The following is a 25,984-nucleotide window of genomic DNA, read 5'->3' on the forward strand; positions in this document are numbered from 1 at the left end:
CGACGGGGCGGGGGCCCCGTTGTGGTTGCGGCACAGAAAAGCAAAAAGGAACAGCATGTTGTCGTTAGGAAAGATTGACCATATCCATATCGGCGTCACCGATGCCGCCAAGGCCATCGGCTGGTATCAGCGCGTTCTCGGGCTGAACCCGGATCCGCGCTATCGCCAGCTGCAGGATGAACCGCATGCGACCACCATGCTGGCCAATCCGAGCGGTACGGTACGCTTTGCCGTCAGCCAGTCCGAGACGCCGACCAGCCTGCCGGGCTCGGTGGCCTTCGTGGTCAGCGGTCAGGATTTTCTGGAGTGGATCGACCGTCTGGCCAGCGAGCGGGTGACCAGCCGCGAGGGGCTGACCATCGCGCGCGATTCGGTGCGCGACCATCATTTCTTCTGCTCGATTTCTTTCGTGGATCCGTTCGGCAATCCGTTCGAGATCGTCAGCTACGACCACACCTGGCTGGTCGGCAAACTCAAGCTGGTCAACGCTTCGGCTTAAGCTTCCGTCGAGGATCAGAACGGGGTCAGGTCTTTCATTTTGCATTTCACGCAAAATGAAAGACCTGACCCCGTGTTTTCACTTGTTCTGTTTAGGGTGTCTCAGACAGGGTGTGCTGTGAAATCCGTACCTCGCGAGTCCTGGCGTAGGGGTATCGGCTGCGAATGTTGCGGTTGAAGAACTGCCCTTTGGAGGGGCTCGCCAGGAAGTCCTGATAGATCTGTCGCGCAACAAGATAGTATTCGTACTGACTGCCATTCACGAAGCGGACGAAGAGGATCTGGCTGTCGGCATCGTGGCAGATCCGGCTGATGCTGCTGGAAGTCAGACTGGTGCATGAACCAGAATCCGGGCGCCAGCTTGTCCTGTTTCTTTTGTAATACCCCATGTCGACATCCTCGGTGCTGCTGAAGACCTCGGTGGACCCATGCCATTCGGCGTAGTGGTCCCTGTGGCATTGCCGTATGGCGTCGTAGGAGCGGAGCAGGGAAGTAAAGCGCCCGGCCTGCTCGTGGGTGATATTGACTCGCCCATCGCGGCGATCCCAGCGGACAGTGAGGCCCTCTGCCGTCGTTTCCAGCGTGCCGTCCGCCTGCCGCTGCGGGACCCACAGGCGCATGCCGGCGGGCAATCTGCGCTCCTGGCCCGGATTCAGGCCATTGGCCGCACGCAAATCGTCCAGCGTGATCAGGTTGCCGCGTGACCGCTCAACCACCATGATGTCGGACAGGGTGCCACCGCTGAGCAGTTCGACCTCGTGCTCGGCATGGCGCCGGATCAGGGTGGAGGACGGCGGGCGGGGGGTGGGCTCGGTGGGGGTGAACGCCGCCGCAGCTGGGGGCTGTGCTGGTGCGGGGGGCGAAGCAGGCGATGCGGTGACTTCCCCGTAGCGGTGGTTGTTAAAGCGCTCGCCGATGCGCGCGGCGTTGCCGATGTGGTCATCCCCGGCTGCGCTTTTTGCGCCTGGCTTAGGGCGATACCTGCCATGTTTTTGTATTTGTTGTTGTCTTCTTTCCTCGATGACTTTGGGTCCCATGTTGTAGTAGGTCAGATAAATACCGTCTTTTATATGCTGAGGGTGTTGTCCCCATTCCTCAGGGTCAGCATGTTGCGTCATGTATTGCTGGGCTTCTTGCAACATTAGGCCGGCGATTGCCGGGGCTGCGGAGCCGTCGAACAGCGCATCGGCCAGTACCTTGTAGTCCTCAAGATAGTGACGCACTTGCAGCGGATCCTGTCCGGGTGGTGTGGCGCGTGCGTAATCCTCCAGCAGGCGGATCGCCGTCCCCAGCTTGATATTGAAGGGGCCGATATCGTTGAGCACCGGGTTGAACTTGTCCCAGGTGCTGTGACGGTCCAGCTTGTCCTGTTGTTTTGCCAAGGCATAGCTCTGTTTCAACAGCCAGTGGTTGCGTCCGCTGAATCGGGTCCACTGGTCGCCGAGGTAGTTCTTCAGGCTGTCCTGCCGATAAGCGTGGTTCTCCTCTACCAGGGCGCCGAAGAGGGCTTCGGGGGTGATGCCCAGAATCGTGGCAGCACGGCGGATCGGAGCGTTGAACGTATCGACAAAATCCATGGCGGCTTGATCGTACAGGGTGACTTTGGTTTCTGACATGATGCTCTCCTTTTAGTGGGTTCAGGGCAGGGTGTAATGAGGTTCCAGCAACAGGTACCAGCCGGCGCCCATCGCTCGGAAGGCGCATTCCTCCGGTGCGTATTCAGCGGCAAACTGCTCGGGGAGTGGGCGATCAAGGGAGGGGCGCTGATGCCGGCACCAATGCTGCATGACTTGATTTCGGTCTGTAGTGAGCTTGCGGTTTAGCCCGAGTGCTTCGGGCGGCAATAATGGTGGGATGTACGCCAGACGCTTGCGCCAGGCCGCAATGTGCCGATTGGTGTTGCGCCACCAGTCGGATTGCTCGTAAGGCAATGTAAAGAAAATGATCTGGCAGCCGACGCGGCAGTGATGACTTGGGGCGTGGACACTGTTGGCCAGATGGTCCAGTGCAATGAAAGCAACGCCGATGGCCATGCCGATTTTGGCGCAATCGTCGTAGGGGACGACCGGGTAGCCGCCATGGCATTTCCCGGCCGTATGCAGCGCCACCATCTGCGCCAACTGCTGCCGATGACGTGTCCAGAAAGCGATCACCTCGGCATCGGTGGGCGGGCCGGTGTAAAAGCGCCTGAATTTGGCGAAGTCACTTTGAACGGCTTGCCAGCCTGCCGGGCTGAAGCCGTGTTTGTACAGGCTATGGCCGATATCGGTGGCGAAGTCGTATAGCTGCAGCCAGCTGCAGAGCAAGACGGCGGCCAGGAAGAACAGACAGTGGCGAAGTCGGCGCATGGTCACCTCGAAAAGAGGTGACTATGCGGTCAGATAGGGCGGCGGGGAAGGGCGCGCGGTTTGGGGCCGGGAATCAGACGATGATGCCGCCGCCAAGGCAGATGTCGCCCTGATAGAGTACGGCCGACTGGCCGGGGGTGACGGCCCACTGGGCGTCGCGGAAGGTCAGGCTGGCCTGGCCGTCGGCGACGGCAGACAGACTGCACGGTGCGTCGGGCATGCGGTAGCGGTTTTTGGCGCTGTAGTCGCCGGCGGCCGGGGCACCGTCAAGAGTCCAGCTCAGATCGGCCATCTGCAGGGTGTGCTTGAGCAGCAGTGGATGGTCGTGCCCCTGCACCACGATCAGCCGGTTGCCCGGAATGTCCTTGCCGGCCACGAACCACGGTTCGCCCAGCCCGCCGATGCCCAGTCCTTTGCGCTGTCCGAGCGTGTAGTACATCAGCCCCATGTGTTCGCCCATCACCTTGCCTTCCGGGGTGATCATCTCGCCCGGGCTGGTGGGCAGGTAGCGCTGGAGGAATTCGCGGAAGGGGCGTTCGCCGATGAAGCAGATGCCGGTGCTGTCCTTCTTGGCGGCGGTCGGCAGGCCCGCCTCATGGGCCAGACGGCGCACTTCGCTCTTGCGGATCTCGCCCAGCGGGAACATGGCCCTGGACAACTGCGACTGGTTCAGGCGGTAAAGGAAGTAGCTTTGGTCCTTGGTCTCGTCCACGGCCTTTTGCAGGTAGTGCAGACCGTCGATTTCCGCCTTGCGGGCGTAGTGGCCGGTGGCAATGCAGTCGGCGCCCAGCTGCATGGCGTAGTCGAGGAAGGCCTTGAACTTGATCTCGGCATTGCACAGCACGTCCGGGTTGGGCGTGCGGCCGGCAGAGTACTCGGCCAGGAAGTAGGAGAAGACGCGATCCTTGTATTCCTTGGCAAAGTTGACGATCTCCATGTCGATGCCGACGATGTCAGCCACCGACAGCGCATCCAGCGAGTCCTGCTTGATCGAGCAGTATTCGCCATCGTTGTCGTCTTCCCAGTTCTGCATGAAGACGCCGATGACCTCATGGCCCTGCTGCTTGAGCAGCCAGGCGGTCACAGAGGAATCCACGCCGCCCGACATGCCGACGACAATGCGCTTTTTACCCGTCACGGGAACTTCCTTCCTGCAAGAATGCTTTTAAAAACCGTACATTATACCCTGAAAGGGATAATTACGGGAATCGGGTCAGGACCAGTGTCTGGATCAGGCTCAGCGGGTAGCGTTGCCCGCTCAGGTAGTCTTCGATGCAACGGATCACGGTCGGGCTGCGCCACGCGTTCTGCCGTGCGCGGACTTCTTCCGGGCTCAGCCACAGGGCTTCGAGGATGCCATGATCGAGTACCGGGTCCGGGTTCTGCTGGTTTGCCCGGCAGATGAAGGCAAAGCGCAGGTAAGTGATACGACCGTCGGCTGACGGGGCCTGGTAGATGCCAAGCAAGGCTTCCGGCGTGACCTGCCAGCCGGTTTCTTCCAGTGCCTCTCGTACCACGGCCTGCTCCAGGCTCTCGCCCTGCTCGAGGTGGCCGGCCGGCTGGTTATAACGAATGCCGTCCACGGTTTGTTCCCTGACCAGCAGGAAGCGGCCATCGCGTTCAATCACGGCGGCCACGGTGACATGCGGCTTCCAGCGTTCCATGCGTTCTCCGGTATGGACCATGAAGAAAGGGGGCTGACGCCCCCTTGGTGTTATTTGGCGGAGCCGCCTGGCCCGGCGGGGTCGTCTTTTTCTTCCCAGGGCAGCGCGACGCGCTTGTGGCTGACGCTCAGCGCACCGTCATGGTAGTCGATGCTGGTGTTGATCTGGCCCTTGTTGACCTGGATGAAGCCCTGGTCTGCCCACTGTGCCAACTGGCTGTCGAGCAGGTTTTTCGCCAGATCGTCAATCTCGTTGAGGTTGGGCTGATCTTCGGCGCTCTGGTCGACGGTGAAGAGGTTACGTGCCTGGGTGACCACCAGATTTTCCAGGGTCTGACGCGGCAGTGAGACGCTGGCCGCCACCTGGAAGCGCCTGAGCACCTGCAGGGGATCCTTCAGGTCGGCTTCGCGGAAGCCCTTGAGCGCCAGCTGTCCCTTGAGGGTGGCTTCGCCGCTCGGCATCTTCAGATAGAAGTCGTTGACCACCAGGCGCGGGTCGTTTTCCAGCAGCGGAATGCCGTACTTCTTGATCGTGCTGATGTAGCTCTTGCGCAGGGTGGCGGCATCCATGCCTTCGATCGGCAACTGCGAGATGGCCTGATCCAGCTTGACCAGTGTCGGGCCGTGCAGGTGGTTGGCGGACACATCCAGACGCATCGGACCATAGACCTGGTCGTTGTAGCTGAAGGTGTCAAAGCCCAGCTTGCCGCGCGAGTTGATGTACGGATCTTCTTCCGAGGTGACGATCTGGTAGTGCAGACCCTTGAGGGTGACGCTCGACGGCTTGAACTCGCCCGACGGATTGATGAATTCGCCGACATGCATGCGCGTCAGCAGATAGACCAGATCGTTGAGCTTGATGCTGTAAGGGATGCTGTCCTTCCAGTTGAGCTGCACATTGCTGACGGTCAGTTCGCTGGTGCCGAGCTTGACGCCGGTGCTGCCCGGGCGGATGTCGGACACATAGCGCACGCCGTCGAAGTGGATGGTGCCCTTGCTGGCCGCCTCGAGCGAGAACGAGGGTGAATTGGCCTCGGTCTGGTATTGCTTGAAGCCTTGCTGGTAGTCAACGGCCAGGCTGAAGCCCTTCCATTTGACCTTGACGCCCGACAGGGCCTCTTCGTAATCGAAGGCCGGGATGTCGACCTTGAGTTCACCGCCACCGCCAAAGCCCAGGCGGTTGACCACCGTGATCGGCTCCTTGTCACCGAAGAACAGCGCCAGGGTCTTGCGGGTGCTGTCGCTCATGTCGAAGCGGGTGGTGACCAGGGCGCGCGCCGGACGCAGGTCGAAGCTGCCCAGTCCGGGGAAGGGGCCGTGCTTGACCGTGTTGGTGAAGCGGATGGTGGCGCCGAGCATCGGACGGATGTTGTCCGGCAGCATGCCTTCATACGGACCGGTCAGGCGACGGTTGAACACCAGTTCGGTGGTTTCCTGCGAGGAGAACCAGCCGCGTTCGTAGGTGTGCGACTTCACCTTGAACAGCGGCAGGCTGGCCAGCATGCGGTGCTGTTGTTCGAGGGTGTCTTCGGCCTTGATGCCGGCCCAGTAGGCAGCGCCACCATAGAGAACGAACAGACCGCCCAGTGCGGCTGCGGCGAAAGTCAGGCGTTGTTTTTGCAACACAGGATCTTTTCTGAAGTAAGTGGTAATCAGGGGCTAATGGTACACCAGTGCGCCGATGCAATGAACCCGCACTTTCAAGGTTCTGACAAATCAGGCGCTTTTCGCTATCATGGAGTAAAAATACTAAACAAGAATCATTCGCTGCAAACCTTTTTGTCCTGATTTTTACTCCCAAGTCTCGAGGAACCTGATAAGCATGACCGCAATTTTTTCTGGTCTGATCGACCTGCCCTGGTGGGGCTATGTGATTGCCGCACTGGCGCTGACCCACGTCACCATCGCCTCGGTGACGATCTTCCTGCACCGCCACCAGGCGCACCGCGCGCTGGACCTGCATCCGCTGGTCAGCCATTTCTTCCGCTTCTGGCTGTGGCTGACCACCGGCATGGTCACCAAGGAGTGGGCGGCGGTGCACCGCAAGCACCACGCCCGCTGCGAAAGCGCCGATGATCCGCACAGCCCGGTGGTGTATGGCATCAAGCGCGTGCTGTTTACGGGGGCCGGCCTGTATCGCATTGCCTGCCGCAACCGTGACGACATCGAAAAGTACGGTCACGCCACGCCGGATGACTGGATCGAGCGCAAGCTGTACACCGCGCACAATGGCAAGGGTATTTTCCTGATGCTGGGCATCGATCTGCTGCTGTTCGGTCTGCCGGGCCTGCTGATCTGGGGTGTCCAGATGATCTGGATTCCGCTGTTTGCCGCCGGGGTGATCAACGGCATCGGTCATTACTGGGGATACCGCAATTTCGAGTGTGAAGATGCCTCGACCAATATTTTCCCCTGGGGCATCCTGATCGGTGGCGAAGAACTGCACAACAACCACCACACATTCGGCACCTCGGCCAAGCTGTCGCATAAATGGTTCGAGTTCGATATCGGCTGGATGTATATCCGCATGATGTCGGCGGTTGGTCTGGCCAAGGTGCGCAAGGTTGCGCCGAAGCTGCAATGCAAAGGCTCGCTGTTGCCGATGGATGCCGAGCGCCTGCAGGCGATTGTGGCCAATCGCTATGCGCTGGCGGCTCGTTTCGCCCGCGAGCTGGCGTCGGCCTGCCAGGATGAACTGCTGCGGGTGCGCGATGCCCTGCCGGAGTTGCAGGCCGCCGATCTGCCGGCCAAGTTCAAGCGCTGGCTGAAGCAGGAGGCCCAGCAGACTCCCGAGGAAGAGCGTCAAGAGCTGCAGCAGCTTCTGGCCAACAGCCCGCTGGCAGCCAAGGTCTACGCCATGCGCCAGGAGCTGAGTCGCGTCTGGCTGCGCTCCAACCTGACGCGCGAGCAACTGCTGCTGGAACTGCATGACTGGTGCGCTCGTGCCGAAGCCAGCGGCATTGCCGCGCTGGAGCGCTTTGCCTTCGATCTGCGCCGCGTCGCGCAGGCCTGATTGGGGTATGGACATAAAAAACCGCCTCGGTGCTGCCGAGGCGGTTTTTTTCTTGTCCGGGGATTTGGTTATATGGATATTTCCGATAGTTGCTTTTCAATAAAATAACCAAAGGTTATATTAAATCCCATTCTAATGCTGTTGCCCGGGATGCCCCATGACTGACTTCCACACCCTCTCCATCACTGCCGGACTGTTGTCCGATCCGTTTGCCGATCCCTATGGTGCGGTGGTGCCCCCCATTTATGCCACCTCAACCTATCGCCAGTACGGCCCGGGTGAACATACCGGTTACGAATACTCGCGGTCGCAGAATCCCACGCGCCAGGCGCTGGAGCGTGCCGTGGCCGAGCTGGAAGGCGGGGCGCAGGGCTATGCCTTTGCCTCCGGGCTGGCGGCGATTGCCACGGTGCTGGATCTGTTGCCCGCCGGCAGTCATGTTGTGGCGGTGAATGATCTGTATGGCGGTACTTTCCGCTTGTTCGAAAAAGTACGCGGCATCAGCGCCAATCTGACGGTCAGCTATGCGCCTGCCGACGATGTGGCTGCGCTGGCCGCGGCGATTCGTCCGGAAACGCGCCTGTTGTGGATTGAAACGCCGTCCAACCCGCTCAATCAGCTGGTGGATCTGGCAGCCGTCGGCAAGCTGGCGCGTGAGCGCGGCCTGCTGTCGGTGGTGGATAACACCTTTGCCTCACCGGTGGTGCAGCGTCCGCTGGATTATGGTTTTGACATCGTGCTGCATTCGGCGACCAAATATCTGAATGGTCATTCTGATGTGGTTGCCGGTGTGGCCGTGGTGGGCAAGGACCGTCCGGAACTGGCAGAAAAGCTGGCCTATCTGCATAACGCCACCGGCGCGGTCCTGGATCCGTTCCCCAGTTTTCTGGTGACGCGTGGCTTGCGTACGCTGGCCTTGCGCATGGAGCGGCATAACGCCAATGCCCTGGCACTGGCGCGCTGGCTGGAGACGCACCCTGCGGTGGAAAAGGTGCTGTATGCCGGCCTGGAAAGTCATCCGCAGCATGAGCTGGCACGACAGCAGATGAAGGGTTATGGCGGTGTGGTGTCGTTCTATCTGAAGGGGGATGAGCAGGCGGTGCGTCGCTTCCTGGCCGGCCTCAAGCTGTTTACCCTGGCGGAAAGCCTGGGCGGGGTGGAGAGCCTGGTGTGCCACCCGGTCACCATGACCCATGCCGCGGTGGATTCGGCTCACCGGCAGAAAATCGGCCTGACCGACAATCTGCTGCGTTTGTCGGTCGGCATCGAGGGGTTGGAAGATCTGCGCAGTGATCTGGCGTCCGCGCTGGATCGTGCCTTGGCCGCTTAATGACGCTAGAATCGGGCTGTCCCATTCACTTTTTCAGGAGCATCGCGTGACGATTTACCGCCATCAACCGGGTCCCCGTCTGTCCGAAGCCGTTGTGGTCAACGGTCTGATCTTCCTTGCCGGTCAGGTGCCGGGCAATACCGATGCCGATGCCACGGCGCAAACCGCCGATGTGCTGGCCCAGATCGACGCGCTGCTGGCCGAGTTGGGCAGTGACAAGAGCAAGATTGTCGATACGACGATCTTTCTGGCCGATCTGGCCGACTATGACGCCATGAATGTGGCCTGGGATGCCTGGGTGCCGGCCGGCCATACGCCGGCTCGGGCAACGGTGCAGGCCAAGCTGGCCAAGCCGGAGTGGAAGGTGGAGATCAAGCTGGTCGCGGTTCGATAAGAGGCCGCCGACTGTATTGGTTAAAACCCCGGTTAGCCGGGGTTTTGCTTTTTTGTGGTGTGTACAAATTGGATCTCTCTGATTCGGCAATGTCGATGAGCGGTGGATAGTGGTTTTTTCTGTCTAAACCGGGAACTACTACTGTGACGTCAATATTCGTAGCAAGACAGGCTGGGGCATTGCATTCAATACGGGCCATGAGTGCGGAGGGGACCCCCGCTGAAGTGCTGAGTGAGCAACAGGGCGTCAGCCTGAGTAGTGCTCAACAGCAGGTGATCGCCAATAGCAAGTTCTTTGAGGCCGGGGCCAGTATGGCCATCCTTGATCACGCGGGCCAGGTGGGCCAGGTTTATAACAGCTATGCAGCAAAGCTGTCCAAGGTATTGACCATTGGTCTGGATGCCTCTGGTTCGGCCGGGCAGCAGCAGGTGTTTTTCCAGGGGAAAACGCAGTCCTTGTCAGCAGTTCTTACTCAGGTTTTTTCTGCGCTGTCGGCAAAAACTGATCAGATTGGTCGGCAAATGTCGCAGATGCAGCCTTTTCAGTCTTGGCTGCTCCATTCTCTCCGACAGCCTTTGGTGCCGGACATGCCGGACAACTACCTTCCCTTGATGACCAAGATCCGCGCCCTGAGTGCATTTGGCACCACGCTGTGGCAACTGATGAATCCAGTTGATATCCCTTCGGCCTCTCAGGAGTATGCGGTTCATATGGCAGAAAACCGGAAAGCTTGCCAGATGCTGTTGAGCGAGAGCGGCATGGCCTGCACTGACTTTTCGGACCGTTTCAGGCAGTTTGCTGCCATGACCCGTACCCCGTTGTTTGATCTTCAGATCAGTCGGGCACGCAGTGAGCGTATGCCGCTGATTCAGGATGGAGAAAGTTTGTACCCGGTGAAGGGTGTGTACGAAGATGCCGCGCGCTATGGTCTCGGTTTTGGCTTGGTGGTGCAGAAGGTCGACCCGGCTTACCCCGCCCAACAAGCGGCGCTGACGGCTGCTTTGGGTGAAAATAACCGCCATATCAATGCGATTCCCCGTCAGGGCGCACCAATTGAAGATTTGACACGACCTTTCACGATGTCGGAGGAGGAGTGGTTGCAGATTCCTTTGCCTTATCAGCAGCTGGGCATGGAGGGTTTGCTGGATCGGCACAGGCTGTTTCATGGTACCGGAGTCAATCGCTGGCAGCTGTTCGGCACCAGTGCTCTGGAATCCAGCCAGAAAGGACTACCTGCGGCAGGAGCCCAATCGGGAGGGACTTGCGACATCTTGTTGGCGCTGCATTCATTGAGTGACAAATCCCTGTATGGTCAGGCTCATGTGGTGATGCCCGCAACACTGGGGATCGCTGCATTCATGAATTTTGGTGCTTATCACACCTTTGCAGAAACCTTTCCCATTGGCGAGGCCATGGCGGAGAAGCATCCGTTTGTTCCCTCGCAACATTCGCCCAGCGCCCGACGGAGTGAATTATATGATCGTGTTCAACAAGCGGCAGCAGCGTCACTGACCAAGCCCGGCATTGAGCAGTTGGGTGCATTCCGGGATGCCCATGTCGAGATTCAGTCCAGGTTGCTAGCTAGGCATCCCGATCTCAATTTGCATGCGGATGGTGATGATCTGGTGTTCTTCGCTCATCCAGAGCAGATTGTGGCCTGGCAATCGGATTTTGCCTCTTCAAAAAAGGGTGGCGGCTAGTAGGCCCCCTGCCAGCGTAGATCCGGGCAGATCGTCCGTCCGGCGAGGAAATCGTTACAGGCACGGATCACCTGTTCGCTGGTTTGGTCGGACTGGGCGTTGACCGGGATGGTCTCCAGCGAGCGGATCCAGGTGAGTTGTCGTTTGCATAGCTGGCGGGTGGCGGCGATGCCGCGCGCTACCATCTCTTCATGGCTGCAGTGTCCATCCTGATATTCCCAGGCCTGGCGGTAACCCACGCAGCGCATCGACGGCAGTCCGGGGTGCAGGTCGGGGTAGGTCTGGCGCAAGCGGCTGACTTCGTCGAGGAAACCATCGGCCAGCATGAGCGCGAAGCGCTGGGCGATACGCTCGTGCAACCAACTGCGCTCGGCGGGGACCAGGGCCAGGTTGAGAGACTGCCAGCGGTGTTGCGGGCGCTGTGCTTCGGCATCCAGCAGGGATGACATCGGCTGCCCGCTCAACAGGCAGACTTCCAGTGCGCGCTGGATGCGCTGGGCATCGCCTGGCTGCAGCCGGGCCGCGGTGACCGGGTCCAGTGTGGCCAGTCGGGCATGCAGGGCCGGCCAGCCGTGCTCGGCGGCTTCGGCATCCAGCCTGGCGCGCAGGTCCGGGTCGGCCTGGGGCAGTTCGGACAGGCCCTGTAGCAGAGCCTTGTAATAGAGCATGGTGCCGCCGGCCAGCAGGGGGATGTGGCCACGGGCGTGGATCTCGTCGATCAGCCGCTCGGTATCGCTGCAGAACTGGGCGGCGGAATAGCTTTCCAGCGGGCTGATGATATCGATCAGATGGTGCGGGCAGCTGGCCTGTTCGGCGCGGCTGGGCTTGGCGGTACCAATGTCCATGTCGCGATAGACCAGCGCCGAATCGACGCTGATGATCTCGATGGGCAGGTGCTGTGCCAGTGCCAGCGCCAGGGCGGTTTTGCCGCTGGCGGTCGGCCCCATCAGCATCAATACCTTGTCTTGCATGCTTATTGTCCCCGCATGAACAGCTCGTCGAGCTGCTTCATGCTCAGTCGGCTCCAGGTCGGCCGGCCGTGGTTGCACTGGCCGGAGCGCTCGGTGGCCTCCATGTCGCGCAGCAGGGCGTTCATTTCAGTCAGGGTCAACTGGCGGTTGGCGCGGACGGCTCCGTGGCAGGCCATGGTGGCCAGCAGCTCGTTGCGGCGTTCGGTCATGACACGCGTCAGGCCGAATTCGCGTACATCGGCCAGTACAGCCCGTGCCAGATCGACCGGGTTGCCGTCGTTGAGCCATTGCGGTACGGCACGGATGGCGATCTGGGTCGGTGACAGGGCGGCCAGTTCCAGGCCAAGTCGCATCAGGCCTTCTTTGTGCTCTTCGACGCTGGCGACTTCTTGTGCACTGGCGCCGAATGAGACCGGCAGCAGCAGGGGCTGGGTCGGGATGCCTTCATGGTCGAGTGCCTGTTTCAGCCGCTCGTAAACAATGCGCTCGTGGGCCGCGTGCATGTCCACCACGATCAGGCCGTCCTGGCTCTGTGCCAGGATGTAGACGCCATGCAGCTGGGCCAGGGCAAAACCGAGTGGCGGGATGCCTTCATCGCTGTCGGGCAGATCCGGCGTACGATAGGCGGGGGACGGTTGCGCCAGCGCCGGCGCCAGGCTGCCGGCCGGGGCCAGGGCGCGCTCTTCTTCGCGGACACCGGCAAACAGCTTCTGGTAAACCGCTCCGGCATCGCCGCCAACATGCAGTGCCATGGGTTGTTGCACGAAAACCTGACCACGGGGGGCAGGCTGTGGCGGGCGCGGGGTCTCCGGGCCTGTGGCGGTCACCGGGGGGCTGCCGGCTGGCAGCGTGGCGGCGGCTTCGACCCGGCTGCCGGCGCTGCCGGACAGGGTCTTGTTCAGGCTATGGAACAGGAACTGGTGAATGGCCTGCGACTCGCGAAAGCGTACCTCGATCTTGGTCGGGTGGACGTTGACGTCGACGGCGGCCGGATCCATGGTCAGGAACAGCGCATAGGCCGGGTGGCGTTCGTGGTGCAAAACGTCGCGGTAGGCCTGGCGCAGGGCATGCTGGGCGGTTTTTTCGCGCACGAAGCGGCCATTGACATAAAAGAACTGGGCGTCGCGGCTCGACTTGGAGTAGGTCGGATCGGCGATGAAGCCGGTCAGTTGCAGGGGGCCGGCGACATGCTCGACCGGCAGGGCGGCTTGCAGGAAATCCTGGCCGAGCAGGGCGCCGACGCGCTCGGCGCGGCTTTGCTGCGGCAGACGCCAGACCACCTTGCCGTTATGGCGCAGCAGGAATTCGACATCCGGCCGCGCCAGGGCAATGCGTTCGAACACACTGGCGCAGTGCGCGTATTCGGTATTGTCCGACTTGAGGAATTTGCGCCGTGCCGGGGTGTTGAAGTACAGATCGACACACTCGACGCTGGTGCCGGGCGCATGAGCGGCGGGTTCGACCGGATGCAGCCGGCCGTCGATGGCGATGATCTGGTGCGCGTGTGCGGCATCCTGCGGGCGGCTGATCAGGGTCAGGCGTGATACCGAAGCAATACTGGCCAGACCTTCGCCGCGGAACCCCAGGGTGCCTACCTGTTCCAGCTCATCCAGCGAGGCGATCTTGCTGGTGGCGTGGCGGTCGAGTGCCAGCGGCAGGTCGTCGGCGGCAATACCGCTGCCGTTATCCACCACGCGGATCAGTTTGATACCGCCCTGGGCCAGATCGACGCTGATCTTGTCGGCCCCGGCGTCCAGGCTGTTTTCCAGCATTTCTTTCAGTGCGGAGGCCGGTCGTTCGACGACCTCGCCGGCGGCGATCTGGTTGACCAGGTGGTCGGGCAGTCGACGGATCGGGCGCATGCTTACTGCCCCTTGCGGTGGCGCAGATAGCCGATGATGGCCGGCAGGAAGGACAGCACGATGATGCCGAGGATCAGCAGTTCGAGGTTCTTGCGGATCAGCGGGATGTTGCCGAACAGGTAGCCGGCGCCGCAGAACAGGCCGACCCACAGCAGGCTGCCTGCCAGGTTGAACAGACTGAAACGCAGGAGCGGCATTTCGCCAATGCCGGCCACAAAGGGGGCGAAGGTGCGGATGATCGGCATGAAGCGGGCGAAGATCAGGGTTTTGCCGCCATGTTTGTCATAGAAAGCATGGGTGCGATCGAGATATTCGCGGCGGAAGATTTTCGAATTCGGATTGGCAAACAGTTTATGGCCGAAGAAGCGGCCGATCAGGTAGTTCACCTGGTTGCCGAGGATGGCGGCGATGGCGAGGACGACCATCAGGGTGGCCAGGCTCATGTCGCCGGTGGCGGCCAGGGTGCCGGCCACGAACAGCAGGGAGTCGCCCGGCAGGAAGGGTGTGACCACCAGGCCGGTTTCGCTGAAGACGATGGCAAACAGGATCAGGTAGATCAGTTGGCCATAGGCGGCAATCAGCGGCGGCAGGTGCTGGTCGATGTGCAGGATGAAGTCGATCAGAAAGGTCACATATTGCATCGCGTGGACGGCTCCGAAGTATCAGAAAAAATGGCCGGCATCAGGGATGCCGGCCAGTCGGGGAGGGGTGGGCGTTAAACCACCGCCTCCTGCTTTTGCTTGGGCGGCTTGACCAGGTTCTCGCGCGAGACGCCGAGCCACAGCACGATCGGGCTGGCGACCAGCACCGACGAGTAAATACCGAACAGAATGCCGATGGTCAGGGCCGTGGCAAAACCATGCAGGGCCGGGCCACCGAACAGCAGCATCGCCAGCACCATGGTTTCGGTCGAACCGTGGGTGATGATGGTTCGGCTCATGGTGGAGGTGATGGCGTTGTCGATGATTTCTGCCACGGTGTGGTTGCGCATGCCGGCCTTGCGGAAGTTTTCGCGGATCCGGTCAAACACCACCACCGACTCGTTCACCGAGTAGCCCAGCACCGCCAGTACGCCGGCCAGGACCGTCAGGGAGAACTCCCAGCGGAACAGGGCGAAGCAGCCGAGGATGATTACCACGTCGTGCATGTTGGCAATGATGGCCGACACGGCGAAGCGCCATTCGAAGCGCAGCGCCAGGTAGAGCATGATGCCCAGACACACGATACTGACGGCGATCAGGCCGTGCTGTACCAGCTCTTCACCGACCTGCGGGCCGACGAAGTCGACGCGGCGCAGTTCGACTTGCTGGCCGCCCTGCTTGAGTGCCTGCAGTACTTCGTTGGAGAGCTGGGCGGACGACTTGGCGCCGAGGTTCGGCAGACGGATCATCACGTCGCGCGAGGTGCCCAGTGTCTGGATGGTGGACTCACCCAGCTTGAGGGCATCGACGCGGTTGCGAACGTCCGGCAGGTCGGCCGCCTTGTCGTATTGCACTTCCATCACCGTGCCGCCAGTGAACTCAACGCTGTAATTGAGGCCGCGGGTGGCGAGGAAGAAGACAGCCAGCACGAAGGTCAGCAGCGAGATCGCCGTGGTGATCTTGCCGTAGCTCATGAAGGGAATGTCTTTTTTGATGCGGAAGAATTCCATGTCTGGGTCCCTTACACCGAAATCGAGGTGAGACGGCGACGACGGCCGTACCACAGGTTGACGAGACCGCGCGATACCAGAACTGCCGAGAACATCGAGGTCATGATGCCGAGGCAGTGTACGACGGCGAAGCCGCGTACCGGGCCGGAGCCGAAGATCAGCAGCGCCAGGCCGGCGATCAGCGTGGTGATGTTGGAGTCGAGAATGGTCGCCCAGGCATGGTCGTAACCGGCCTGGATCGCCGAGTGCGGCGGCATGCCGTTGCGCAGTTCTTCACGTACCCGCTCGTTGATCAGCACGTTGGAGTCGATCGCCATGCCGAGCGCCAGCGCGATGGCAGCAATACCCGGCAGGGTCAGCGTGGCCTGGATCATCGACAGCAGCGCCACCAGCATGAACAGGTTGACGGCCAGCGAGATGGCCGAGATCACGCCGAACACGCGGTAGTAGATCAGCATGAAGACGGCGATGGCGGCAAAGCCCCACAGGGTGGAGTGGAAGCCCTTTTCGATGTTCTCCTTGCCGAGGCTCGGGCCGATGGTGCGCTCTTCGACGATGTTCATCGGCGCAGCCAGCGAGCCGGCGCGCAGCAGCAGGGACACGTCACGTGCTTCAGCCGGGCTCATGCTGCCGGAGATCTGCACGCGGCCACCCCCGATTTCGGTGCGGATGACCGGGGCGGTCACGACTTCGGAGCGACCCTTTTCCACCAGGATCATCGCCATGCGCTTGCCGACGTTTTCTGCCGTGACCTGGCGGAAGATGTCGGCGCCGGTGGCGTCGAGATTGATGTTGACCGACGGGGCGCCGTTTTCATCGAAGCCCGGCTGGGCGTCGTTGATATTGTCACCGGTCAGTTCGACTTCCTTCTTGACCAGGATCTTGTCGCTGCCGTTGGCCGTGGCTTCGTCCATCAGGTCGTAACCGCTCGGCACATTGCCGGCCATGGCGGCGCTGACCTTGGCCTGGTCGTCTTCGACCATGCGCACTTCCAGCGTGTCGGTACGACCCAGGATGTCCTTGGCCTTGGCGGTGTCCTGCACGCCCGGCAGTTCGACCACGATGCGGTTCGGGCCGGATTGCTGGATGATCGGCTCGGCGACGCCCAGTTCGTTGACACGGTTGTGCAGGGTGGTGATGTTCTGCTTGACGGCATCGTTCTGGATGCGGGTCATTTCGTCCGGCGACAGGCTCAGCGTCAGCTTGAAGTTGCTGTTGTCGCGGGTCTGGGTCAGCGAGGACAGGTTGCGCGACACCACGTCAGAGGTGGCCGCGAGGGTGTCCGCGTCACGCAGCTGGATTTCGATGGTGTTGCCGATGTGCTTGACGCTGCCGTAGCGGACGTCTTTCTTCTTCAGCGCACGGCGGATGTCGCCGGCATAGCGTTCCATGGTCTTGTCGATGGCGGCCTTCATGTCGACTTCAAGCATGAAGTGCACGCCGCCGCGCAGGTCGAGGCCGAGGAACATCGGGTAGGCCTTGAGGCGGGACAGCCAGTCGGGCGAGGCCGTCAGCAGGTTGAGCGCGATGATGTAGCTGTCGCCCAGGTCGTGCTGGATGGCGTCGCGCGCCTTGATCTGGGTATCCGGATCGTGGAAACGCACCTTCAGGCTGTTGTTGTCGAGCAGCATGCCGTCCGGGGTGATGCCCTGGGCGCGCAGGGCGCCTTCGACACGGCCCATCAGCGCGGCATCGACCGGGATGGATTCGCGCGAGCTGGAGATCTGGACAGCAGGCGTTTCACCGTAGAAATTGGGCAGGGTGTAGATCGTCGCAATGACGAGTGCCACCGCGATGATGATGTACTTCCAGAGTGGGTAGCGATTCATGTGCGTGGTTCGGCGGAAAAGTGAACAGGCCCTGCCCGTCATCCGGGCAGGGGCCGCAGGCCCTGTATGGGATTACAGGGACTTGATCGTGCCTTTTTCCAGCTTGCCGGTGATCGCAGCACGTGCCAGCTGGATTTCAACGCCCTTGGCGATTTCCACGGTGGCAAACTGTTCGTCCAGCTTGCTGATGCGGCCGGCAAAGCCACCCTGGGTCATGACTTCGTCGCCCTTGGCCAGGGCTGCCAGCATTTGCTTGGTCTCTTTGGCCTTCTTTTGCTGCGGACGGATCAGCAGCAGGTAGAACAGCGCGAAAATGACGATCATCGGCAGGAACTGCATGATCGGGTTTTCTGCGCCGGCGGCCGGGCCGGCTGCAAATGCGGAAGAAATCAGAAACATTGTTGAAACTCCTGGTTAGGGGTGTATCGCAAACCGGTCATTGTAGCCAGCACAGACGGCTTTTCCAACCGCTCCGGTTCTGAAAGGCAAGCGATGTTTGACTGTCGTCGCCTTATTTTGTGCCCCGCGCTCGCTTGACGGCGAATTCGGCACGGAAGTCCTCGAAGCGGTCCTGCTCGATCGAGGCGCGGATTTCACGCATCAGCTGCTGGTAATAATGCAGGTTGTGGATGGTGTTCAGGCGTGCGCCGAGAATTTCGCCCACGCGATGCAGATGGTGCAGGTAGCCGCGGCTGAAGTTGCGGCAGGTATAGCACTCGCAGGCTTCGTCCAGCGGGCGGGTATCCTGCTTGTGGCAGGCATTCTTGATCTTGATGTCGCCCCACTGGGTAAACAGCCAGCCATTGCGGGCATTGCGGGTCGGCATCACGCAGTCGAACATGTCCACGCCGTGGGCCACGCCGTATACCAGATCTTCCGGCGTGCCGACGCCCATCAGATAGTGCGGCTTGTCGGCCGGCAGCATCGGCTGCATGACCTTGAGCATACGCTCCATCTCTTCTTTGGGCTCACCCACCGACAGGCCGCCGATGGCGATACCGTCAAAGCCGATGTTCATCAGTTCGCGCAGCGACTCTTCGCGCAGATCGTTGTACATCGAGCCCTGAATGATGCCGAACAGGGCGTTGGGATTCTTGAGGTCGTCGAAGGCGCGGCGCGAGCGTTCCGCCCAGCGCAGGCTCATGCGCATCGAGGCGGCGGCGGTGTCGTAGTCGGCCGGGTAGGGGGTGCACTCGTCGAAGATCATCACGATGTCGGAGTTGAGGACCCGCTGGATCTTCATTGACACTTCCGGCGACAGGAAGCAGCGGTCGCCGTTGACCGGGCTCTGGAAGGTGCAACCCTCTTCGGTCAGTTTGCGCAGGTCGCCGAGGCTGAAGACCTGGAAGCCGCCGGAGTCGGTCAGGATCGGCTTGTCCCAGCCGATGAACTGGTGCAGTCCGCCGAATTGCTCGATGACTTCCAGCCCCGGGCGCAGCCACAGGTGGAAGGTGTTGCCCAGAATGATCTGGGCGCCGATCTCGTTGAGCTCCAGCGGGCTCATGGCCTTGACGGAGCCGTAGGTGCCGACGGGCTGGAACACCGGGGTCTCCACGGTGCCGTGATTCAGTTCCAGCGTGCCGCGACGGGCGCCACCGGAGGTTTTGTGAACGGTAAACTTGAGCATTGGCAGACGGTAAGCAATTCAAAAATAGGCCGTCAGTATAGCTGAAGAGGATGATTTTCGCGTTTTATTCACGTAGAGAGGCTTGCGTATTGGCTGAAGTGTCGCTAATATGGCTGCCTCAGCGTTAGGCACGTAGCTCAGTTGGTTAGAGCACCACCTTGACATGGTGGGGGTCGTTGGTTCGAATCCAATCGTGCCTACCAAACGAATTTTGATGGGATGACCAATCATGTTGGCAGTACGAACTACCACAACCGGTTTCTCGAGCTAGTCGAGCCACTGGTCGTTCCATCCCAAAGACAAGAAGTGCGGCTCGAATGCCGCACTTTTTTTTTATCCGCGGCATCCGGGGCGATGCTGAAGCAATCTAACCAGATCTATTGGAGAAATCATGCCTGACATTCGCCTGCCTGACGGTTCCATTCGCTCATTCGAACAGCCGGTGACGGTGCACGAAGTCGCTGCGTCGATCGGCGCCGGTCTGGCGCGTGCCGCGCTCGCCGGTCGTGTTGACGGCCAGCTGGTGGACACCTCGTTCCGAATCGAGAAGGATGCCGAACTGGCGATCGTTACCGATCGCGATGCCGACGGTCTGGATATCATTCGTCACTCCACGGCCCACCTGCTGGCTTATGCCGTCAAGGAGCTGTTCCCCGAGGCGCAGGTGACCATCGGGCCGGCGATCGACAACGGCTTCTACTACGATTTCAGCTACAAGCGTCCGTTTACGCCGGAAGATCTGCAGGCCATCGAAAAGAAGATGGGCGAACTGGCCAAGAAGGACATCCCGGTCGAGCGCTATGTGCTGCCGCGCGATGAGGCGGTCGCCTACTTCAAGTCGATTGGCGAACATTACAAGGCCGAAATCATCGAGTCGATTCCGCAGGGTGAGGTGGTGTCGCTGTACCGCGAGGGCGAGTTCACTGACCTCTGCCGTGGCCCGCACGTGCCGTCGACCGGCAAGCTGAAGGTGTTCAAGCTGATGAAGGTCGCGGGTGCCTACTGGCGTGGCGACAGCAAGAACGAAATGCTGCAGCGTGTTTACGGTACGGCCTGGGCGAAAAAGGAAGATCTGGACGCTTATCTGTTCATGCTGGAGGAGGCGGAAAAGCGCGATCATCGCAAGCTGGGTACCCAGCTGGATCTGTTCCATTTGCAGGACGAAGCGCCGGGCATGGTGTTCTGGCACCCCAAGGGCTGGCAATTGTGGCAGAACGTCGAGCAGTACATGCGTGCCAAACTGACGCGTGAGGGCTATCGCGAAGTACGTACGCCGATGATGATGGACGTCAATTTGTGGGAGCGTTCCGGTCACGCCGCCAACTATCGCGAAAACATGTTTGTGACCGAGTCGGAAAAGCGCGACTACGCGGTCAAGCCGATGAATTGTCCGGGGCATATCCAGATTTTCAACAGCGCACTGCGTTCTTATCGCGATTTGCCGTTGCGCTATGCCGAGTTCGGTTCCTGCCACCGCAACGAACCGTCGGGGGCCCTGCACGGCATCATGCGTGTGCGCGGTTTTGTGCAGGATGATGGTCATATTTTCTGTACCGAAGAACAGATCAATCAGGAGGCCAAGGATTTCCACCGTCTGGTGATGGAGGTCTATGACCGCTTCGGCTTCGACAAGGTGGCCATCAAACTGGCGCTGCGACCGGAAAAGCGCATTGGCGCGGAAGAAACCTGGGACAAGGCGGAAGACGGCATGCGCGAAGCGCTGCGTGCCTGCGGTGTTGAGTGGGAAGAGCTGCCGGGTGAGGGCGCTTTCTATGGTCCGAAGATCGAGTACCACATCAAGGATGCGCTGGGACGTTCCTGGCAGTGCGGTACGCTGCAGCTGGACTTCATGCTGCCGGAGCGTCTGGATGCCGAATATGTCGCCGATGACAACAGTCGCAAGCGCCCGGTGATGCTGCATCGCGCCGCGCTCGGCTCGCTTGAGCGCTTCCTCGGCATTCTGATCGAAAACCATGCCGGTGCCTTCCCCTTGTGGCTGGCGCCGGTGCAGATTGCGGTGATGAATATCACCGAAGCACAGGCTGATTACGCCTCTCAGGTTGCGGAAACGCTGAAAAAACAAGGCTTCCGTGTGGAACTTGACTTGAGAAACGAGAAGATCAGCTATAAAATCCGCGAGCACAGCCTACAGAAGTTGCCGTATCAAGTGATTGTCGGCGACAAGGAAAAGGCTGGCGGATTGGTTGCCGTGCGGGCACGTGGTGAGGATCTCGGTCAGCTGACCGTGGATGATTTTGTCGCCCGTCTGCTGGCGGATATGCCGGCGGATTGATGTTGCGCGGCAAGCGTGATGAATTTTTTGAAGGAGAGCGGACATAGCTCAGGAACGTGAAGCACGGATCAATGGCGAAATTACCGCCCGCGAGATCCGTCTGGTAGGTGTTGAAGGCGAAGCACTTGGCATCGTGAGTCTGCGTGAAGCCATGGCCATGGCGGAAGAGAATGACATCGATCTGGTGGAGATCTCCCCGACGGCGCAGCCCCCGGTCTGCAAGCTGATGGACTACGGCAAGTTCAAGTATGAACAGTCGAAGAAGCGTCACGAAGCCAAGCAGAAGCAGAAGCAGATTCAGGTCAAGGAAATCAAGTTCCGTCCCGGAACCGATGACGGCGACTACCAGGTCAAGCTGCGCAACCTGATCCGCTTCCTGACCGACGGCGACAAGGCCAAGGTGACCTTGCGTTTCCGTGGTCGCGAAATGGCGCACCAGGATATCGGTCTGGCGTTGCTCAAGCGCGTCGAGGCTGATCTGGCCGAAGTCGGGGTCGTCGAGCAGTTTCCGCGCCTCGAAGGCCGACAAATGGTTATGATGATCTCCCCGAAAAAGAAATAATCGGGTATAATCATCGGTTTGACGCGGCGGAGTCTCTCCGCCGGGTTCTTTTGTGGCATGCAAATGCCGCATAAAAAAAGCGTGGCGTAGCGGTTTCAAGTGCCTTCACGGGCCACCCTGCGCCGGATTTATACAATATTCGCAGGAGTTTTTTTCCATGCCGAAAATGAAGACCAAGTCGAGCGCCAAAAAGCGTCTCAACGTTTTGGGCGGCGGCGGTGTAAAGCGTTCCATGGCTTTCAAGCGTCACATCCTGACTAAGAAAACCACCAAGAACAAGCGTCAATTGCGCGGTACGACCATGGTCGATGCCACCAATATGGCTTCTGTTCGCGCAATGCTGCCCTACGCTTAAGGAGTTGAACTATGCCTCGTGTTAAACGCGGTGTCACCGCTCGCGCTCGTCACAAAAAGATTCTCGCCCTTGCCAAGGGTTATCGCGGCCGTCGCAAGAACGTCTATCGCATCGCCAAACAGGCGGTGATGAAGGCGGGCCAGTACGCTTATCGTGACCGTCGTCAGAAAAAGCGTCAGTTCCGTCAACTGTGGATCACCCGTATCAACGCCGCTGCGCGTCTGTCGGGCCTGAGCTACAGCAAGTTCATGAACGGTCTGAAGAAGGCTTCCATCGAAATCGACCGCAAGGTCCTGGCCGATCTGGCTGTTTTCGACAAGCCGGCTTTTGCCCAGATCGTTGAAAAGGCCAAGGCAAGCCTCGCTGCCTAAGCCGATGATGGTCAAGAGGGAGGCAAACTGCCTCCCTTTTTTTATCCTGCCGACACAGAAGCCTGACCCGACCTTTCCCTGACGGGAAGTGTGAGGCCAGTCCTCTTACGCATGCGGTGTGAGATCCATGAAAAACGTGAACGACATTCTCGAGTCCGGCCTGGCGGCAGTTGCTGCCGTCAGTGACCTGATCGAACTGGAACAGGTCAAGGCGCGCTATCTCGGCAAGAGTGGCGAGCTGACCGAACTGCTCAAGCAGCTGGGCCAGTTGCCCGCCGAAGAGCGCAAGGCTGCCGGTGCCACCATCAATGCTGCCAAGCAGGCTTTTGAGGCGCGCCACAACGAGCGGCGCGATGCCCTCAATGCCGAGAAGCTGGCGCGCCAGCTGCAGGCCGATGCCCTGGACGTCACGTTGCCGGGGCGGGGCAGTGCCAGTGGTGGTCTGCATCCGGTCACCCTGACCCTGCAACGCATCACCGAACTGTTTGCCAGCATTGGCTTTGAAGTGGCCGACGGTCCGGAAATCGAAAACGATTTCCATAACTTCCAGGCGCTGAACATCCCGGAAAACCATCCGGCGCGTGCCATGCAGGACACCTTCTATGTCGAGGGCGGTGACGTGCTGCGCACCCACACCTCGCCGATTCAGGTGCGCTACATGCTGAACAACCAGCCGCCGATCAAGATCGTGGCGCCTGGCCGCGTGTTCCGTGTGGATTCCGATGCCACCCATTCGCCGATGTTCCATCAGATGGAAGGTCTGTGGGTCGATGAGGGTGTGAGCTTTGCCGACCTCAAGGCCGTGATGATCGACTTCCTGCGCCGCTTCTTCGAGCGCGATGACCTGCAGGTGCGCTTCCGCCCCTCGTTCTTCCCCTTTACCGAGCCGTCGGCCGAAATCGACGTCCTGGGCGAACGCGGCTGGCTGGAAGTCGGTGGCTGCGGCATGGTGCACCCGAACGTCCTCAAGAATGTCGGCATTGATTCGGAGAAGTACACCGGCTTCGCCTTTGGTATCGGTATCGACCGTTTTGCCATGCTGCGCTACGGGGTGAACGACCTGCGGCTGTTCTTCGAGAACGATCTCAACTTCCTCAAACAATTCAACTGAGCGCGGACGGAGAATCACCATGCAATTTTCCGAACAATGGCTGCGTAGCTGGGTCGATCCGTCCCTCTCCAGCGACGAACTGTCTTACTTGCTGACCATGGCTGGCCTGGAGGTGGAAGAAACCACCCCGGCGGCCCCGGCTTTTTCCGGCGTCGTGGTGGCTGAAGTCAGGGAAGTGGTGCCGCATCCCAATGCCGATCGTCTGCGGGTAACCAAGGTCGATGCCGGTACCGGCGAGCTGATCCAGATCGTCTGCGGTGCACCGAATGTGGCGGTCGGACTGAAGGTGCCCTGCGCCTTGCCGGGCGCCATCCTGCCGGGCGACTTCAAGATCAAGCCGACCAAAATGCGTGGCGAAGTGTCCAACGGCATGCTGTGCTCCGGACGTGAACTCGGCGTGCCGGATGACGTCGACGGCCTGCTGGTGCTGCCGGCCGAGGCTCCCGTCGGGCAGAGCATCCGCGAATACCTGTCGCTGGACGACACCCTGTTTACCCTCAAGATCACGCCGAACCGTGCCGACTGCCTGTCGATTCGCGGTATCGCGCGTGAAGTGGCCGCACTGACCGGTGCCGAGCTGAAACCGGTGGCCATTGCCCCGGTCAAGCCCGCGCATGATGATGCGCTCGCGGTACGCATCGATGCGCCGGCCGCCTGTGGTCGCTACGTCGGCCGCAAGATCAGCGGCATCAATGCCGCTGCCGCGACCCCTGACTGGATGAAGCGTCGTCTGGAGCGCGCCGGCCTGCGTCCGATTTCTGCCGTGGTGGATATCACCAACTACATCCTGCTCGAGCAGGGTCAGCCGATGCATGCCTTCAATGCGGCGGCCATCCGCGGTGGCATTCAGGTGCGCATGGCGCGTCCGGGCGAGCAGCTGCTGTGCCTCAACGACAAAACCGTCGAGCTGGACGACAGCTTCCTGGTGATTGCCGATGAGGCGCGTGCCCTGGCTATCGCCGGCATCATGGGCGGCAAGGAAAGCAGCGTCGATCTCGCGACCCGCGACATCTTCCTGGAAAGCGCCTTCTTTGCACCGGATGCCATTGCCGGTCGTGCGCGCAAGCTGGGCTTCGGCTCCGACTCGTCTTATCGCTACGAGCGCGGTGTCGATTACCAGTTGCAGCATGCTGCCATCGAGCGTGCCACCCAGCTGGTACTGGAAATCTGTGGCGGTACGCCGGGACCGGTTCGTGAAACGGTGGGCGACCTGCCGCACGAGCACGGTGTGCGTGTACGCACCGAGCGGGTCAATCGTCTGCTGGGTGTCCAACTCTCCGCCGAAACCATCGCCGGCATCCTGCGCCGCCTTGGGCTGGACTTTACCACCCTGCCGGATGGCTTTGCCGTCAGCGCGCCCTCGTTCCGTTTCGACATCGCCATCGAAGAAGATCTGATCGAAGAAATCGCACGGGTGCATGGTTATGACGCCATCGGCGCCGACGTGCCGATGGCAGGGCAGCGCATGCTGCCGCTGCCGGAAGAGCGTCGCCCGCGTGATGTCCTGCGCCAGCGGGTTGCCGATCGCGATTATCAGGAAATCATCTCCTACGCCTTCGTCGACGAAGCCTGGGAGCGTGATCTGGCCGGCAATGCCGACCCGGTGCGCCTGATCAACCCGATCGCGGCCCAGATGAGCGTGATGCGCTCCAACTTGTTCGGCGGGCTGATCAATGTGCTGGCCGGCAACCTCAACCGCAAGCAGCCGCGTGTGCGTCTGTTTGAGATCGCCCGCGTGTTCCACAAGCAGGGCGAGCAGGTCGATCAGCCGGAAAAACTGGCGCTGCTGGCCTGGGGTTCGCGTCTGCCGGAGCAGTGGGGTGCCAAGACCGAACGCGTGGACTTCTTTGATCTGAAGGGCGATGTCGAGGCACTGCTGCATCCGCGTCAGGCCAGCTTCCGCAAGGCCAGTCACCCGGCCCTGCACCCCGGTCGTTGCGCCGAGGTGCTGCTGGATGGGCAGGTGATCGGTGTGATCGGCGAGCTGCATCCGCAGTGGGTTCAGGCCTTCGATCTGCCCAGTGCCCCCTTGCTGGCTGAGCTGGATCTGGCCGTGCTGACCCGCGCCGAGCGCATCAGCGCACGTCCGGTGAGCAAGTTCCAGGCAGTGCGCCGTGACCTGGCCCTGCTGGTCGACGATGCCGTCGAAGTCGGTGCGATGCTGCAGAGCTTTGCCGCGGCCTCCGGCGACCTGGTGCAACAGGTGTCGCTGTTCGATGTCTACCGCGGTGCTGGCGTGGAAACGGGCAAGAAGAGCCTGGCGTTCAGTGTGGTGCTGCAGGATCCGGCCAGGACACTGACCGACGAGGAAATCGAAGCGGCCGTGGCCCCGCTGCTGCAGGCCGTGGCAGATCAGCATGGCGCCCAGCTGCGTCTTTGATCTGAGTGCTTGCCGCCGACGTTTCG

23 protein-coding genes and 1 tRNA gene are annotated in these 25,984 nt (G+C 60.7%); 12 read left to right on the forward strand and 12 right to left on the reverse strand.

Features of this window, described 5'->3' with window-relative positions; genetic code table 11:
* Positions 1–55 precede the first annotated feature (55 nt).
* The gene (locus tag JNO51_RS05300) at positions 56–499 is read left to right on the forward strand and encodes a VOC family protein (protein WP_215781979.1); all 444 of its coding nucleotides are present in this window, start codon (positions 56–58) and stop codon (positions 497–499) included.
* A gap of 91 nt (positions 500–590) precedes the next feature.
* Here JNO51_RS05300 and JNO51_RS05305 read toward each other — a convergent pair whose 3' ends face one another.
* From JNO51_RS05305 to JNO51_RS05325, 5 genes are all read right to left on the reverse strand, one after another.
* Positions 591–2,114, reverse strand: coding sequence for a KTSC domain-containing protein (locus JNO51_RS05305; protein WP_215781980.1), 1,524 nt, complete (start codon positions 2,112–2,114; stop codon positions 591–593).
* A 21-nt stretch (positions 2,115–2,135) separates the two neighbouring features.
* Entirely contained in the window at positions 2,136–2,846 is a 711-nt protein-coding gene (locus JNO51_RS05310; RefSeq protein ID WP_215781981.1) for a hypothetical protein, read from the reverse strand.
* A gap of 73 nt (positions 2,847–2,919) precedes the next feature.
* Positions 2,920–3,954 (reverse strand): tRNA 2-thiouridine(34) synthase MnmA, encoded by a 1,035-nt coding sequence (gene mnmA / locus JNO51_RS05315; protein WP_252346225.1) that lies wholly within the window; start codon positions 3,952–3,954, stop codon positions 2,920–2,922.
* Between the two features lie 91 nt (positions 3,955–4,045).
* Positions 4,046–4,510: an NUDIX hydrolase gene (locus tag JNO51_RS05320; protein ID WP_215781983.1), complete on the reverse strand. Its 465-nt coding sequence runs from the start codon at positions 4,508–4,510 to the stop codon at positions 4,046–4,048.
* A gap of 50 nt (positions 4,511–4,560) precedes the next feature.
* The gene (locus JNO51_RS05325; protein WP_215781984.1) at positions 4,561–6,135 is read right to left on the reverse strand and encodes a YdgA family protein; all 1,575 of its coding nucleotides are present in this window, start codon (positions 6,133–6,135) and stop codon (positions 4,561–4,563) included.
* A gap of 196 nt (positions 6,136–6,331) precedes the next feature.
* On the opposite strand from JNO51_RS05325, the gene JNO51_RS05330 reads away from it, so the two are divergent.
* The 4 genes from JNO51_RS05330 to JNO51_RS05345 all read left to right on the forward strand — a co-directional run bounded on the left by JNO51_RS05330 (position 6,332) and on the right by JNO51_RS05345 (position 10,946).
* Positions 6,332–7,522 (forward strand): fatty acid desaturase, encoded by a 1,191-nt coding sequence (locus tag JNO51_RS05330; RefSeq protein WP_215781985.1) that lies wholly within the window; start codon positions 6,332–6,334, stop codon positions 7,520–7,522.
* Positions 7,523–7,679: 157 nt separating this feature from the next.
* Positions 7,680–8,852, forward strand: coding sequence for a PLP-dependent aspartate aminotransferase family protein (locus JNO51_RS05335; protein ID WP_215781986.1), 1,173 nt, complete (start codon positions 7,680–7,682; stop codon positions 8,850–8,852).
* Between the two features lie 46 nt (positions 8,853–8,898).
* Positions 8,899–9,246, forward strand: a complete 348-nt coding sequence (locus JNO51_RS05340) for a RidA family protein (RefSeq protein ID WP_215781987.1) — start codon at positions 8,899–8,901, stop codon at positions 9,244–9,246.
* Between the two features lie 224 nt (positions 9,247–9,470).
* Positions 9,471–10,946: a hypothetical protein gene (locus tag JNO51_RS05345; protein ID WP_215781988.1), complete on the forward strand. Its 1,476-nt coding sequence runs from the start codon at positions 9,471–9,473 to the stop codon at positions 10,944–10,946.
* Here JNO51_RS05345 and miaA read toward each other — a convergent pair.
* From miaA to tgt, 7 genes are all read right to left on the reverse strand, one after another.
* Positions 10,943–11,917 carry a tRNA (adenosine(37)-N6)-dimethylallyltransferase MiaA gene (miaA, locus tag JNO51_RS05350; RefSeq protein WP_215781989.1) on the reverse strand — a complete coding sequence of 325 codons (975 nt, stop codon included), beginning with the start codon at positions 11,915–11,917 and terminating at the stop codon, positions 10,943–10,945. The genes JNO51_RS05345 and miaA overlap by 4 nt on opposite strands.
* Positions 11,918–11,919: 2 nt before the next feature.
* A complete protein-coding gene (gene mutL, locus JNO51_RS05355; RefSeq protein ID WP_215781990.1) occupies positions 11,920–13,779 on the reverse strand; it encodes a DNA mismatch repair endonuclease MutL in 1,860 nt (619 codons plus the stop codon).
* Between the two features lie 2 nt (positions 13,780–13,781).
* A complete protein-coding gene (locus tag JNO51_RS05360) occupies positions 13,782–14,420 on the reverse strand; it encodes a DedA family protein (protein ID WP_215781991.1) in 639 nt (212 codons plus the stop codon).
* A 74-nt stretch (positions 14,421–14,494) separates the two neighbouring features.
* Positions 14,495–15,430 carry a protein translocase subunit SecF gene (secF, locus tag JNO51_RS05365; RefSeq protein ID WP_215781992.1) on the reverse strand — a complete coding sequence of 312 codons (936 nt, stop codon included), beginning with the start codon at positions 15,428–15,430 and terminating at the stop codon, positions 14,495–14,497.
* 11 nt (positions 15,431–15,441) lie between these two features.
* Positions 15,442–17,259: a protein translocase subunit SecD gene (secD, locus tag JNO51_RS05370; RefSeq protein ID WP_215781993.1), complete on the reverse strand. Its 1,818-nt coding sequence runs from the start codon at positions 17,257–17,259 to the stop codon at positions 15,442–15,444.
* 72 nt (positions 17,260–17,331) lie between these two features.
* Positions 17,332–17,658: a preprotein translocase subunit YajC gene (gene yajC, locus JNO51_RS05375; RefSeq protein ID WP_215781994.1), complete on the reverse strand. Its 327-nt coding sequence runs from the start codon at positions 17,656–17,658 to the stop codon at positions 17,332–17,334.
* A gap of 112 nt (positions 17,659–17,770) precedes the next feature.
* Complete coding sequence (gene tgt, locus JNO51_RS05380; protein WP_215781995.1) at positions 17,771–18,886, reverse strand: tRNA guanosine(34) transglycosylase Tgt; 1,116 nt, start codon at positions 18,884–18,886, stop codon at positions 17,771–17,773.
* Between the two features lie 126 nt (positions 18,887–19,012).
* On the opposite strand from tgt, the gene JNO51_RS05385 reads away from it, so the two are divergent.
* From JNO51_RS05385 to pheT, 7 genes are all read left to right on the forward strand, one after another.
* Positions 19,013–19,089 (forward strand) — tRNA-Val (locus tag JNO51_RS05385).
* A gap of 188 nt (positions 19,090–19,277) precedes the next feature.
* Positions 19,278–21,179 (forward strand): threonine--tRNA ligase, encoded by a 1,902-nt coding sequence (gene thrS / locus JNO51_RS05390; RefSeq protein WP_215781996.1) that lies wholly within the window; start codon positions 19,278–19,280, stop codon positions 21,177–21,179.
* 43 nt (positions 21,180–21,222) lie between these two features.
* Complete coding sequence (gene infC, locus JNO51_RS05395; protein WP_215782665.1) at positions 21,223–21,741, forward strand: translation initiation factor IF-3; 519 nt, start codon at positions 21,223–21,225, stop codon at positions 21,739–21,741.
* A 157-nt stretch (positions 21,742–21,898) separates the two neighbouring features.
* Entirely contained in the window at positions 21,899–22,096 is a 198-nt protein-coding gene (rpmI, locus tag JNO51_RS05400) for a 50S ribosomal protein L35 (protein WP_215781997.1), read from the forward strand.
* A gap of 11 nt (positions 22,097–22,107) precedes the next feature.
* Entirely contained in the window at positions 22,108–22,467 is a 360-nt protein-coding gene (rplT, locus tag JNO51_RS05405) for a 50S ribosomal protein L20 (RefSeq protein WP_133680318.1), read from the forward strand.
* A gap of 127 nt (positions 22,468–22,594) precedes the next feature.
* Positions 22,595–23,578: a phenylalanine--tRNA ligase subunit alpha gene (pheS, locus tag JNO51_RS05410; RefSeq protein ID WP_215781998.1), complete on the forward strand. Its 984-nt coding sequence runs from the start codon at positions 22,595–22,597 to the stop codon at positions 23,576–23,578.
* A gap of 19 nt (positions 23,579–23,597) precedes the next feature.
* Positions 23,598–25,958, forward strand: coding sequence for a phenylalanine--tRNA ligase subunit beta (gene pheT / locus JNO51_RS05415; RefSeq protein WP_215781999.1), 2,361 nt, complete (start codon positions 23,598–23,600; stop codon positions 25,956–25,958).
* The last annotated feature ends 26 nt before the right edge of the window (positions 25,959–25,984 follow it).

Origin of the sequence: Paludibacterium sp. B53371 (assembly GCF_018802765.1) — a bacterium.
Classification (GTDB): Bacteria; Pseudomonadota; Gammaproteobacteria; order Burkholderiales; family Chromobacteriaceae; genus Paludibacterium.

Coding starts and splice junctions, on each gene's coding strand:
- secF (WP_215781992.1), bottom strand. CDS start 15,430: ATGGAATTCTTCCGCATCAAAAAAGACATTCCCTTCATGAGCTACGGC.
- rpmI (WP_215781997.1), top strand. CDS start 21,899: ATGCCGAAAATGAAGACCAAGTCGAGCGCCAAAAAGCGTCTCAACGTT.
- JNO51_RS05305 (WP_215781980.1), bottom strand. CDS start 2,114: ATGTCAGAAACCAAAGTCACCCTGTACGATCAAGCCGCCATGGATTTT.
- tgt (WP_215781995.1), bottom strand. CDS start 18,886: ATGCTCAAGTTTACCGTTCACAAAACCTCCGGTGGCGCCCGTCGCGGC.
- pheT (WP_215781999.1), top strand. CDS start 23,598: ATGCAATTTTCCGAACAATGGCTGCGTAGCTGGGTCGATCCGTCCCTC.
- JNO51_RS05310 (WP_215781981.1), bottom strand. CDS start 2,846: ATGCGCCGACTTCGCCACTGTCTGTTCTTCCTGGCCGCCGTCTTGCTC.
- mutL (WP_215781990.1), bottom strand. CDS start 13,779: ATGCGCCCGATCCGTCGACTGCCCGACCACCTGGTCAACCAGATCGCC.
- JNO51_RS05300 (WP_215781979.1), top strand. CDS start 56: ATGTTGTCGTTAGGAAAGATTGACCATATCCATATCGGCGTCACCGAT.
- rplT (WP_133680318.1), top strand. CDS start 22,108: ATGCCTCGTGTTAAACGCGGTGTCACCGCTCGCGCTCGTCACAAAAAG.
- JNO51_RS05335 (WP_215781986.1), top strand. CDS start 7,680: ATGACTGACTTCCACACCCTCTCCATCACTGCCGGACTGTTGTCCGAT.
- secD (WP_215781993.1), bottom strand. CDS start 17,259: ATGAATCGCTACCCACTCTGGAAGTACATCATCATCGCGGTGGCACTC.
- mnmA (WP_252346225.1), bottom strand. CDS start 3,954: ATGTCGGGCGGCGTGGATTCCTCTGTGACCGCCTGGCTGCTCAAGCAG.
- yajC (WP_215781994.1), bottom strand. CDS start 17,658: ATGTTTCTGATTTCTTCCGCATTTGCAGCCGGCCCGGCCGCCGGCGCA.
- JNO51_RS05330 (WP_215781985.1), top strand. CDS start 6,332: ATGACCGCAATTTTTTCTGGTCTGATCGACCTGCCCTGGTGGGGCTAT.
- thrS (WP_215781996.1), top strand. CDS start 19,278: ATGCCTGACATTCGCCTGCCTGACGGTTCCATTCGCTCATTCGAACAG.
- miaA (WP_215781989.1), bottom strand. CDS start 11,917: ATGCAAGACAAGGTATTGATGCTGATGGGGCCGACCGCCAGCGGCAAA.
- JNO51_RS05320 (WP_215781983.1), bottom strand. CDS start 4,510: ATGGAACGCTGGAAGCCGCATGTCACCGTGGCCGCCGTGATTGAACGC.
- JNO51_RS05360 (WP_215781991.1), bottom strand. CDS start 14,420: ATGCAATATGTGACCTTTCTGATCGACTTCATCCTGCACATCGACCAG.
- pheS (WP_215781998.1), top strand. CDS start 22,595: ATGAAAAACGTGAACGACATTCTCGAGTCCGGCCTGGCGGCAGTTGCT.